Raw genomic sequence first — 11,457 nt, 5'->3', positions numbered from 1 at the left:
ACGCACGCTCGCGGCGTTGCCGAAAGGCCCTGGTAGCTCCGCTACAAGGACCTTCCGGCGCCTTGCGATCGCACGCACCGGACGCCGCGAGCTGACCGGAATCCCCTTTTGTTCGCAGCTCTCAGCGCACCAGCGCCTCGATGTCCGCGACGAGGTCCGCGGGCTGCGGCATGCGGGCGATGGCCAGGCCCAGGCGGGCCGCCTCGGGCAGCACACGGCCGCCGTTGACCAGCTCGGCGACGTGGAAGCGCAGCCGCAGCATGCTGGGGTCGCCCGCCAGCTCGTCCTCGGACAGACAGCGGCCGATGCCGGCCTTCTCCAGACGCGCTCCGGCCCGCCGCTCGTCCTCCCCCGCGGGCAGCACCAGCTGGGAGATGCCGAACCGGGCCGCCGCGTACACGACCCCCTCGTCGCCGCCGTGCACGACGGCGACGCAGCCGGGCAGCAGCAGGCTCCAGGGATGGTCGTCGCCGGTCAGTTCGAGCAGTTGCAGGCCGAGGCTCTCGACGCCCTCCGCGACCCGCCGGAAGAGCCGCGCCCGGCGCCGGTCCTTTGGCCGGGACCCCACCGGCGCCCCGGTGACGCAGACGCGCGGGGTCAGCGCGAGAGCCGGGAGCCGGGGCACCGGCCTCCCCGGCGGTTCCCAGGCGTCGCAGCGCACCTGCCAGGAACCGGGTTCCGGCCGTTCCCGCAGCGGCGGCGGGCAGGGGTCGATCCAGACGGTCGGCCGCGGCGACGACGGCGGCCGGGCGTAGGGGAGGTAGCCGATGGTGGGCACCCCGGACTCGGCCGCCATGGCGGCCGAGTCCGGGCACAGCGGATCGTGGACCACCAGGTCGGGCCGCCAGGCCCGGCCGAACCGCTGCGGCCCGGCCAGGACCGGCACGAGTCCGGCCCGGACCACGCGGTGGCGGGCCCGGGCCGGACAGCAGAACCGGACCTCGTTGCCGGCCGCCTGCATCGCCCTGGCGAGCAGGACGAGTCGCAGGACGGCCGGCATGCCGAGGCCTCCGGAGAACAGCACGCGCACGGATCCTCCTCGCGGAGTCACCCGGTGAAGCGGTCGAGCAGCCGCCCGGTCCCGGTACCGATGTCCAGCACCGGATCGCTGCCGAGCACGGCCCGCTGCAGACGCTGAAGGCGCTGTGAGGGCTCGATGCCCAGTTCCTCCACCAGGTGGCCGCGCAGGTTCTGGAAGACCTGGAGGGCGGCGGAGGGGCGCCCCGCCCGGTAGAAGGCCACCATGGACTGGGCGTGCAGCCCCTCGTGCAGCGGGTGCCGGGCGGTCAGCGCCGTGAGCTCGGTGAGCAGTTCGGCGTGGCGGCCGAGCCGCAGTTCGACGTCGTTGCGCCGCTCCATCATCCCGAGGCGGCTCTCCTCCAGCCGCATCGCCTCGATCTCCAGCAACGGCCCGGTGCGCACGTCGACCAGGGCGGGGCCCCGCCAGAGGCCGAGGGCCTCCCGGAACAGCTCCGCGGCCTTCTGGTTGTCGCCGCGGTCGTAGGCGCGCTGGCCGAGGGAGGACAGCCGGTCGTACTCGTGCACGTCGATGCTGCCGGGCTCCGCGCGCAGGAGGTATCCCCCCTGCCTGGTCAGCAGCACTTCCTTGGAGCCGCCGGGCTCGCCCTGCAGCGCTTTGTCCATGCAGCGCCTGAGCTGGAGGATGTACGTCTGCAGCGTGGTGAGCGCGCTGCGCGGCGGGGCGTCGCCCCAGATCTCCTCCATCAGCGCGGACACCGGCAGGACCTGGTTGGCGTAGATGGCGAGCAGTGTCAGGATCTGCCGCGGCTTCGCCGCCGTGGGCAGGATCGGGACGCCACTCAGCTCGGCGTCCAAAGACCCCAGAACGAAGATTCGCATGCGGCTCCCCCTTGTCTGTCGTAGGACCTCGAACCTCCCACGCGGCCCGCCGGGCGGACAGTGCGTCACTCCCCCTCTGCCGGGTGTCCTGGTCCTGCCCGGCGTGTGACCGATTCATGGTCCGTTTCCGGTCACCGCCCGGGCCGCCCGGCCGAAGGGGCCCCGGACATGACTGAGGCCCCGCGTGTCCGTCACGGCACGCGGGGCCCGGTGGTTCAGTCGGTGGCGGCGGGTAAGGAGCCGGCGTACAGCGCGAGGCAGTCCTCGTAGGCCGGCAGGAGCCCCCTGGCGAGCGCCTCGGCGGCGGTGGGCGCGGCCAGGTCGTCGTCGGTCATCACCGGTGCCCTGGTCAGTCCCCAGGGCAGCGCGAGGGCCGGGTCGAGTGCGCTGACCGTGTAGGCGGCGCCCGCGGTGTACGGCCGGGAGCTGTGGCAGGCGACGACCGTGTCGTCCTCGAGGGCGAGCCAGGCGTGGCCGAGCCCCTCCGGGACGAACACCCCGGCCGCGGTGCGGTGGTCCAGCCAGAGCGTCTCGTACCGGCCGTAGTCCGGGGATCCGACGCGCAGGTCCACCACGACGTGGACGGCGGCTCCCCGCACACAGCACAGCAGCCTGGCGCGGCCGTCCGGGCCCGTGCTGCCGTGGATGCCGCGCAGCACCCGGCGCCGGGCGACCGACAGGTCGCTGTACCGGATCGCGAAGGGTCGTCCGATCGCTTCCTCGACGCAGTCCTCGCGGAACGCCTCGTAGCGGACCACGACGTCGTCCTCGACGGCCCGCGACGAGATCAGGAACACGTCCGGGAGGGCGAGTTCGCTGATCTCCAGGCTGCGGAAGTCCATGCCGGCGAGGGTAGACGGTGCTGCTCAAGACCGGCTGGAGCGCTGCGTACGGCGTTCGCTCCCCCGTCTCGAGGCTCTCTCCAGCCGTAGGCGATCGGGGTGCAGGAGGGTCGTGGTCCCTGTCCCCGCGCACGAGCCCACGCGAAGGAGCCCGTCCATGACGATCGCCGCGACCCCAGGGGTGCCCTCCGAGACGACCGCGGACCTCGCGCTGCGCTTCGCGCTGTCCGCGCAGGCACACGACAGCGCCATCACGTCCAACGCCGGGTTCCGCCGCTGGTTCACCGCCCAGCGCCGCGCCAAGCGCTACGACGTACGGCGCATCCCGTTCTCCGCGCTCGCCGGATGGCACTTCCAGGACGGCACCGGCAACCTGGTGCACGAGAGCGGACGGTTCTTCTCGATCGAGGGGCTGGACGTGCGCACCTCCTGGAACGGACGGGAGAGCAGCTGGACGCAGCCGATCATCAACCAGCCCGAGATCGGGATCCTGGGCATCGTGGTCAAGGAGTTCGACGGCGTCCTGCACTGCCTGATGCAGGCCAAGATGGAGCCGGGCAACCTGGAGACGGTGCAGCTGTCACCGACCGTCCAGGCGACCCGCAGCAACTACACGGGGGTGCACGGGGGTTCGGCGGTCCGCTACCTGGAGCACTTCGTGCCGCCGCGCCAGGGCGGCCGGGGCAGCCGGGTGCTGTTCGACTCGCTGCAGTCCGAGCAGGGCGCCTGGTTCCTGCGCAAGCGCAACCGGAACGTGGTCGTGGAGGCGGTCGGCGAGGTCCCCGCGCACGAGGACTTCGTGTGGCTGACCCTCGGGCAGCTGTACGGGCTGCTGCACGAGGACAACGTGCTGAACATGGACGCCCGGACCGTGCTGTCGCAGATCCCCTCGTTCACCGGCGGCGGGCGCCCGCTGTACTCGCTCCAGGAGGTCCTGGGCCGGCTCACCGAGGTGAAGTCACGGCGTGAACTGGTCCAGCGGTCCGTACCGTTGGCGGAGGTCGCCCACTGGCGGCGCACCGACGACGAGATCGCCCACGAGTCGGGGCACCACTTCACGCTGCTCGCCGCGGACATACGCGCCACCAACCGTGAGGTGACGCACTGGTCGCAGCCGCTGCTCGCACCGGCCGAGCGGGGCCTGGCCGCGTTCCTGGTGCGCCGGGTCGCGGGCGTGCCCCACCTGCTGGCACAGGCCAGGTCGGAGGCCGGGGTGCTGAACGTGGCCGAACTGGGGCCGACGGTGCAGTGCCAGCCGGGCCGCGCGCTGTCGCTGCCGCCCGGGGACCGGCCCCGCTACCTGGACCTGGTCCTCGGCGCGCCGCGGGAACGGATCCTGTTCGACTCGGTGCAGTCCGAGGAGGGCGGCCGCTTCCACCACGCCGACAACCGCTACGTGCTGGTGGAGGCCGGGGACGAGTTCCCGCTCGACGTGCCGGAGGAGTTCATCTGGGTGACCGAGGAACAGCTCGGCGGCCTGCTGCTGCACGGCAACTACGTGAACATCGAGGCGCGCACCCTGATCGCCGCACTGCGCGCGACCCGTGCGGTACGGGGGGAGTCCGCCCGCTGGAGGGACTGAAGGCGGGTCGAGCGACGGCGGTTCCCGCTCGTGGCCGCGGCGCCGCGGCCGCGGGCGGGCGTCACGGTGCCGTCCAGGAGGCAGACGGTGCCGTTGCGTGGCGGGCGAGTCGAGGAGGTGAACCGAAGGCCCGGCAGGTGCGTTACACAAGTGAACACCGAGGCGTGCAGACGTACGGCCCCGCACAAGGCGAACCGCCCGCCGGCCTCTGCTGTGAGGAAAGGGAAAGCATGAGACACAGCGACGTCGCGATGGACGAACGGGTCCAGGAACACTTAGGGAGCCCCGGAACGGCCGTCCTCACAGCGGACAAGGGCACGTCAGCGCCGTCGCGCCGTGTCCCTGGCGGCTCGGCGACCGCGAACGGCGGGCACGGTGCGCACTGCGCGGCCGAGGCCGAGGGCATGGTCCATGCCGAGTGCGTGTCACGGGGGGTGGGTGACATGCCGCTGCCCCTGCTGTGCAGGCCTGCCGTCGCCGTACCCGAGCATGTGATCACCCAAGAGGAAACGCTGGCGCTCGCCGCGCGGCTGCACCCGGACCACCCGCAACTGCCGCTGGTGCTCCGCCTGATCAGGAACACCGGCGTGATCAAGCGGCACACCATCCGTCCGGTCGACGAGATCCTGCGGCACACCGGATTCACTCACCGCAATCGCGTCTTCGAGAGCGAAGCCAAGAAACGCCTGCCTGCGGTGATCAGTGACGCGCTCGCCCATGCCGGACTGCGGGCCGAGGACATCGACGTCATCGTGCTGGTCTCCTGCACGGGGTTCATGATGCCCTCGCTCACGTCGTGGATGATCAACGAGCTGGGGCTCCGCACCGACACCGTGCAGCTGCCCATCGCGCAACTCGGCTGCGCCGCGGGAACCGCGGCGATCAACCGCGCGAGCGACTACTGCGTGGCCCACCCGGGCGCCAACGCCCTGATCGTCTCCTGCGAGTTCTGTTCCCTGTGCTACCAGCCCGAAGACCACGACGTCAGCAGCCTGTTGTCCAACGGACTGTTCGGCGACGCCGTCGCCGCCGCCGTGGTACGCGGTGACGGTGAAGGCACGGGGGTACGGCTGCACGCGCAGACCTCTCACGTGCTGCCGGGTACCAGCGCCTGGATCGCCTACGAGGTCAAGGACACCGGCTTCCACTTCCGCCTCGACAAGGGTGTGCCGGGGACCATGCGGCGGATGATGCCTCAGCTGAACGCCTTCATCGAGAAGAACGGCCTGCGGCTGCCGGAGCTGGACTTCTACGTCGTGCACACGGGCGGCCCCCGCGTTCTGGACGCCATGCGCACCCACGGCGGCGTTCCCGACGCCGGACTCGCCGACAGCCGGCACACCCTGTCCCATCACGGCAACGTGGCCTCGGCGGCCGTCTTCGACGTCCTGCGCCGTACCGCCGACAGCCGACCCCGCGAAGGCGCCGGCGGCGTGATCGCCGGCTTCGGCCCCGGCATCACCATGGAACTGGCCCTGGGCACCTGGCACACGAGCGCGAGCACGACACCGCAGGTGTCGCCGCTGTCAGCGGAAGGCGAGGCGTGATGAGCTTCGGCAGAACCTTCGAGGAGTTCGAGGTGGGCGCCGTCCACCGGCACTGGCCGGGGAAGACCGTCACCGAGTACGACCACCACCTGTTCTCCCTGCTGACCATGGTCCGCCACCCGCTCCACCTGGACGCCCACTACGCGAGCACCGCCACCCGCCACAAGCAGCCCCTCGTCATCGGCAGCTACATCTTCTCGCTGCTTCTGGGCCTGTCGGAGGCGGATGTCGCGGGTAAGGCCATCACCCACCGCGGTTTCGAGAAGATCGACCACTGCCATCCCCTCATGCACGGGGACACCCTGTACGCCGAAAGTGAGATTCTCGCCAAGAACGTCGTCCCCGACCGGCCCGAGCGCGGGCTGGTCACCGTCGAAACCCGCGGCCGCAACCAACACGACACGCTCGTCATGACCTTCACCCGCACTCTCGTGGTCCCCCGAACAACAGACGGATGACAGCCGGCGGCCCCACCGCGCGCCCGTGACAGCGGGCCGCCGCTTCCGCAGGGCGGCCGGCGCAGGTCCGACGGCCTCCCGCGGTGCCCACGGCTCACCCGGTACGGGATGTGAGTACCTCCGGCCGCACGGCCGGGCGGGCCGGCCCCTGCCCGCTCGCCCGTCCACCTCGGCCACGTCGTCCGGCGCCCTTCTCCTACGCGTGCGCGACGGCCGCCGGGTCGACCCCCAGCTGCCGGAAGATGTCGCCCATGTCCAGCTGGTCCCAGTGCTCGGCGAGCAGGCCGTCCTCCACCCGCCAGATGTCGATGGACTGGAAGCTCACCGTGCGGCCGGTCGCCGGGACGCCGAGGAACGTGCCCTGGTGGGTCGCGGTGTACTCGAAGCGGCCGGCCACCCTGTCCCCTTCCGCGACGATGTCGTGCGCCACGGCCCTGATGTCGGGGAAGGCGGCGAACACCCCGACCCAGAAGGCCTGGTTGGCCTCGATGCCGTCGGCCACCACCGGGTTGTGGTCGATGTGGCCGGGCGCCGTGTGCTCCGGCATGGTGCTGACGTCATGGGTGTTGATCATGTCCACGAAGTGCTGGACCAGAGCGTGGTGGTTCTTCGACATGGTGGTCTCTTTCGGCTGGGTCGGAGAAGAACGGTCGGTCCGAGCATCGCCACCGGCGGTCGAGCCACCCTGGAGCTGGGAACAACCCCGTTCCACGAACCCGGTGACCGCCGCGGCGGGACCGCGCCCGCGGCCTCGGCCCCGCGGGGTCCCGCACGGCCCGCAGGGGTGCCGGGCCCCGGCCCGGCACCCCGGTATGCAGCACGCCCCGCGCTCGCGGCGAGCGCGGGGCGCGGTGCGTACCGGGGCCCGGTCAGCGGACGAACTCGGGGAACCGCGCGACCGTCTCGGCCGGCTCGGGCATGGCCGCCATCTCGCGGGCGACACGGCGGGCGGCCTCCTGGTGGGCGCCGTCGCCCAGCAGGGTGCGCATCTCGGCCTCCACCGCCTCGGCGGACACCTCCGGGGCCGGCAGCACCCGGCCCGCCCCGGTGGCGCGCACCGCGGCCGCGTTGTCGGGGCCGTCGTCCCCGGGCTGCGGCAGGATCAGCGCGGGCAGCCCCGCGGCCAGCACGGCCAGGGTGGTGCCCGCGCCGCCGTGGTGGACGACGGCGGTGGCGTGCCGCAGTGCCTCGGCCTGCGGCACCCACGGGAGCACGACGACCCGGTCCGGCAGTTCGCCCAGCGCGGCCGGATCCACCACGGGGGACGCGACCAGGACGCGCACGTCCAGCGGCAGCAGGCCGTCGATCGCGGTGCGCAGCAACTCCGCGGAGCCGAGCACGGTGCCGAGGCTGAGATAGACCAGCGGCCCCTCTCCCTCGGTGACCCGCGCGGGCAGTTCGCCCGGCTCGGCGAAGGGGACCGACCGCTGCGGGATCCGCTGGACGTCCGAGTCCAGGAAGTCCTGGTTCTGCACGGCGGGCGGGCAGATGTCGAGGTACGGGTTGCCCAGGGTGCGGCTCTGGCCGATCTTGCCGGCCACCCCCAGGTCGCTCGCCGTGGCGTACAGCTCCTGCTGGACCAGCGGATCCATGGTGTCGTCGTAGGAGACCCGCCCGATGCCGTGGCAGACGGCGGGCACGCCCGCCGCGACGGCCGCGAAGGCCGCGCCCGGGTTGAGGATCTCGTACACGAGCAGGTCGGGCCGGACCGAGTCGAGGACGGGGGCGAGGTCCGCGGCCACACTGCGCGGCAGCACCGAGCCGAACGCCTTCACGGCCAGGCCCGCCAGTACCTCGGGCGGCACGTCACTGGCCTGTACGGCACCGCCGTTGGCCTCCAGGAAGGCCTGGCCGCCGGCCGCCTCGATGAACGCCTCGGGGACGGTGAGCCCCGCGGTGAGCGGCCGCAGTCCCGCCTTCTCCAGGATCGGGTGGAACGGCTCGCTGGTGGCGAACCACACCTCGTGCCCGGCCTCCTGAGCCGCCTGGGCGAGCGGCACCAGGGGGAACATGTGTCCGTAGTTTCCAAGGCTTGCGAAGAGAACCTTCATGTCGCGACGGCCTTTCTGCCGGTGGCGTGATGAGGAGGAGGTGAGCAGTGATGACGGAAGAAGTGATCAGTGATGAGGGGTGACCGCGATCAGTGACGACGGGTGACCGTGGGCGGCGTGATGACGCGTGGTAAGTGACGTGGTCGCAGAGGACTTGAGGACGGATGACGTGACCACGGAAGACTTGACTACGGACTACGGACTACGGACTACGGACGACGTGATGACGGATGGCGGGGGACGCGGCGACGGTGACCGCCGCGCCCCGCGCCGCGGCGTCGTGTGGGGGCCGCGGGCCGGCCGGTGAGGTGTCAGCTGCCGGCCACGGGGGCCGGTTCGGCCGCCTCCCGGGCCGGTTCGGCACGCTCCGCTCCGCCACCGGGCCGCCCCTGCGCGTCGGCGGGCCGGGTGGCGAAGAGCATCACGACCGCGCCCAGTGCCATGGCCGCCGCACCGACCCACAGGGCGGGCACGAAGCCGTCGACGAAGTCCCGTCCCGAGGTGTAGCCGCCGCTGTGGCTGAAGACGCCGGCGAGCAGCGCCACGCCGAGCGCCGCGCCCAGTTCCTGGGTGGCCGAGGTCGAGCCGGAGGCGATGCCCTGCTCGGATTCGGCCACGGAACTCATCGTCAGGTTGAGGAGCGGGGCGAAGAAGCAGGCGACGCCCACGCCGCCCAGGACGAAGCCGGGCAGCTGCCCGGCGTAGGACACGTCCGGGCTCATCACCAGCGCCCAGTAGGCGAACCCGGCGGCCATCAGCGCGAGTCCGAAGACGACCACGGGCCGTCCGCCGATCCGGTCCGACAGGATGCCCGCGACGGGTGCCACCAGGAGCGGCATCGCCGTCCAGGCCAGCATCCGCACGCCCGCCTGGGCCGGTGACAGGTGCTGGATGGTCTGCATGAACTGCGTGATGAGGAAGACCACGCCGTACATCCCGACGGACATCAGCAGACCGCCGGCGTTGACGGCGCTGAAGGCCCGGTTGCGGAACATGCCCATGGGCAGCATCGGCGCGCTGCTGCGCCGCTCCCACAGGACGAACAGGGCCACCACCACGACGCCGGCCAGCAGGGAGCCGACGACCTGCCAGGCGCCCCAGCCGCCGTGGCCGCCGGCCCGGATCAGGCCGTGGACGAGGCCGAGGATGCCGATGCTGACCAGGAGCGTGCCCGGCACGTCCAGGCGGCTGTTCGCGCCGCGGCTCTCGGCCAGACCGCGCCAGGCGGCCGGAGCGAGCAGCAGGCCCACCGGCACGTTGATCCAGAAGACCCACTGCCAGGACATGTGTTCCACCACGACACCGCCCACCAGCGGGCCGCCCGCGATGGCCAGCCCGTTGAGCGCCCCGTAGACACCGAGGGCGGCACCCCGTTTCGCGGCGGGCACCGCGTGGGTGAGCAGGGTGAGGGAGAGCGGCATGATGATCGCCGCGCCGGCGCCCTGCACCGCGCGGGCGGCGATCAGTTCGCCGATGCCGGGTGCCAGGGCGGCCGCGGCCGACGCCGCCGTGAACAGCAGCAGACCGGCGGTGAACACCCGGCGGCGGCCGAACCGGTCGCCGAGGGCCGCACCGAACATCATCAGCACGGCGAACGACAGCGTGTAGGCGTTCACCGTCCATTCCAGGTCCTGCAGGCTGCCGCCGAGCTTCTCCCTGATGGTGGGCAGCGCGGTGACGACCACCAGGTTGTCGAGCCCTGCCATGAAAGCGGTCAGGCCCGTGATCAGCGTGGTGGTGCCCGGCGACTTCCCCGCCTCGGCCGCACCGCCGCCGACGGCGGCTTTGTCAGTACTCATTCAGGGATTTCCTTCCCGACTTCACCATGGAGGGGCGACGGTTCTCCTCGCGCGGTCGGTGGCGAGGCGCCGGTCCGCCGCGGACCGGCGCAAGACGTCGCGCCGAGACTAGGCAGCCGGTCTCAAGCACCGGTCGAGCCGTGGTCCGCGCCGCCCGCGCCGGGGCCGCCTCCAGCGCTTCTCCGCCCGCACCCGATCGGACGGCAGCAGCATCGGGGCCGGCGGGACCCGGGCAGGCCGTGGGGCCCGCACCGCTCGAGGCGCCCTCGCGTACCGGCCGCACCGCATCCATCCGCCCGCCCTGGGAGGCACCCGCATGACAACGGAACCGACCGACCGGCCCCTGGTGGCCGTGCTCGGCGCCACCGGCTTCGTGGGCTCGGCCGTGCTCGCCGCGCTGGCCGGCCGCGACCTGCGCCTGCGCGCGGTGGCCCGGCGCCCGGCCGCCGTGCCGGACGACGCCCGCGCGGAGGTCGAGGTGGTCACCGCCGACCTCACCGACCCGGACGCCCTGGCCGCCTCCGTCAAGGACGCGGACGTGGTGATCCACCTGCTGCTGTGCGAGGGCGGCTGGCGGGCGTCGGCCGAACCGGGCGGCGAGCGGGTCAACGTCGGGGTGATGCGCGACCTGCTGGACGTGGTGGCGGACCCCGGCCGGCCACCGCTGGTGGTCTACGCGGGCACCACCGGACAGGTCGGCGCCCCGCCGCGGGAGCCGCTCGACGGCAGCGAGCCGGACCGGCCGCTGACGGTGTACGACGAGCAGAAGCTGACCGCGGAACGGCTGCTGCTCGCGGCGAGCGAGGCCGGAGCGGTCCGCGGAGTCAGCCTCAGACTGCCCACCGTGTACGGCGAGGGGACCGTGCCGGGCACCGCGGACCGCGGGGTGGTCGCGGCGATGGCCCGCCGGGCGCTGGCCGGCGAGGAGATCACCCTGTGGCACGACGGCACCGTCCGCCGCGACCTGGTCCACATCGCCGACGTCGCCGCCGCGTTCGCCGCCACCCTGGACCATCCCGCCGAGCTGGCCGGCCGCGCCTGGCTGGTGGGCACCGGACGCGGTGACGCGCTCGGTGACGTCTTCCGCGCGGTGGCCCGGCACGCGGCGGCCCGTACCGGTGCCCCCGCCGTCCCGGTCGTCTCGGTGCAGCCGCCCGCGCACGCCCCCGAGACCGACTTCCTGAGCGTGACCGTCGACTCCGCCCCGTTCCGCTCGGTGACCGGCTGGCGTCCGCTGGTCGGTCTCGACGAGGGCCTGGAACGCACGGTGGCCGCCCTGGGATCCGCCGTACCGCACGCCCGCCGCTGAACTCCCCGC

The 11,457-nt window shown here is 72.7% G+C and carries 10 protein-coding genes; 4 read left to right on the top strand and 6 right to left on the bottom strand.

The annotated features are described in order from the left end of the window. Nucleotides 1-121 precede the first annotated feature (121 nt). From ABZ719_RS26290 to ABZ719_RS26280, 3 genes are all read right to left on the bottom strand, one after another. Nucleotides 122-1,024, bottom strand: coding sequence for a nucleotide disphospho-sugar-binding domain-containing protein (locus ABZ719_RS26290; protein ID WP_366727627.1), 903 nt, complete (start codon nucleotides 1,022-1,024; stop codon nucleotides 122-124). A 23-nt stretch (nucleotides 1,025-1,047) separates the two neighbouring features. Continuing rightward, complete coding sequence (locus ABZ719_RS26285; RefSeq protein ID WP_366727626.1) at nucleotides 1,048-1,860, bottom strand: AfsR/SARP family transcriptional regulator; 813 nt, start codon at nucleotides 1,858-1,860, stop codon at nucleotides 1,048-1,050. A 215-nt stretch (nucleotides 1,861-2,075) separates the two neighbouring features. Then, nucleotides 2,076-2,702: a dTDP-4-dehydrorhamnose 3,5-epimerase family protein gene (locus tag ABZ719_RS26280; RefSeq protein WP_366727625.1), complete on the bottom strand. Its 627-nt coding sequence runs from the start codon at nucleotides 2,700-2,702 to the stop codon at nucleotides 2,076-2,078. A 157-nt stretch (nucleotides 2,703-2,859) separates the two neighbouring features. On the opposite strand from ABZ719_RS26280, the gene ABZ719_RS26275 reads away from it, so the two are divergent. The 3 genes from ABZ719_RS26275 (at nucleotide 2,860) to ABZ719_RS26265 (ending at nucleotide 6,289) form a co-directional block, all read left to right on the top strand. Then, the gene (locus ABZ719_RS26275) at nucleotides 2,860-4,284 is read left to right on the top strand and encodes an NDP-hexose 2,3-dehydratase family protein (protein ID WP_366727624.1); all 1,425 of its coding nucleotides are present in this window, start codon (nucleotides 2,860-2,862) and stop codon (nucleotides 4,282-4,284) included. A 449-nt stretch (nucleotides 4,285-4,733) separates the two neighbouring features. Then, nucleotides 4,734-5,831, top strand: coding sequence for a type III polyketide synthase (locus ABZ719_RS26270; protein ID WP_366727631.1), 1,098 nt, complete (start codon nucleotides 4,734-4,736; stop codon nucleotides 5,829-5,831). After that, on the top strand, nucleotides 5,831-6,289 hold the full coding sequence (locus tag ABZ719_RS26265) for a MaoC family dehydratase (RefSeq protein ID WP_366727623.1): 459 nt from the start codon (nucleotides 5,831-5,833) through the stop codon (nucleotides 6,287-6,289). Before ABZ719_RS26270 ends, ABZ719_RS26265 begins: the two co-directional genes overlap by 1 nt. A gap of 196 nt (nucleotides 6,290-6,485) precedes the next feature. Here ABZ719_RS26265 and ABZ719_RS26260 read toward each other — a convergent pair whose 3' ends face one another. The 3 genes from ABZ719_RS26260 to ABZ719_RS26250 form a co-directional block, all read right to left on the bottom strand. Continuing rightward, on the bottom strand, nucleotides 6,486-6,905 hold the full coding sequence (locus ABZ719_RS26260) for an ester cyclase (protein ID WP_366727622.1): 420 nt from the start codon (nucleotides 6,903-6,905) through the stop codon (nucleotides 6,486-6,488). A 253-nt stretch (nucleotides 6,906-7,158) separates the two neighbouring features. Then, nucleotides 7,159-8,301 (bottom strand): glycosyltransferase, encoded by a 1,143-nt coding sequence (locus ABZ719_RS26255; RefSeq protein ID WP_366727621.1) that lies wholly within the window; start codon nucleotides 8,299-8,301, stop codon nucleotides 7,159-7,161. Between the two features lie 350 nt (nucleotides 8,302-8,651). Continuing rightward, the gene (locus ABZ719_RS26250) at nucleotides 8,652-10,139 is read right to left on the bottom strand and encodes an MFS transporter (RefSeq protein WP_366727620.1); all 1,488 of its coding nucleotides are present in this window, start codon (nucleotides 10,137-10,139) and stop codon (nucleotides 8,652-8,654) included. Nucleotides 10,140-10,455: 316 nt separating this feature from the next. Here ABZ719_RS26250 and ABZ719_RS26245 point away from each other — a divergent pair, with 316 nt between their 5' ends. Then, entirely contained in the window at nucleotides 10,456-11,448 is a 993-nt protein-coding gene (locus tag ABZ719_RS26245; RefSeq protein ID WP_366727619.1) for an NAD-dependent epimerase/dehydratase family protein, read from the top strand. Nucleotides 11,449-11,457 lie beyond the last annotated feature (9 nt).

This window comes from Streptomyces sp. NPDC006743 (genome assembly GCF_040703815.1).
GTDB lineage: Bacteria > Actinomycetota > Actinomycetes > Streptomycetales > Streptomycetaceae > Streptomyces.
Note: the sequence above shows the minus strand (reverse complement) of the source record. Positions and strands in the feature narration are given on the sequence as shown.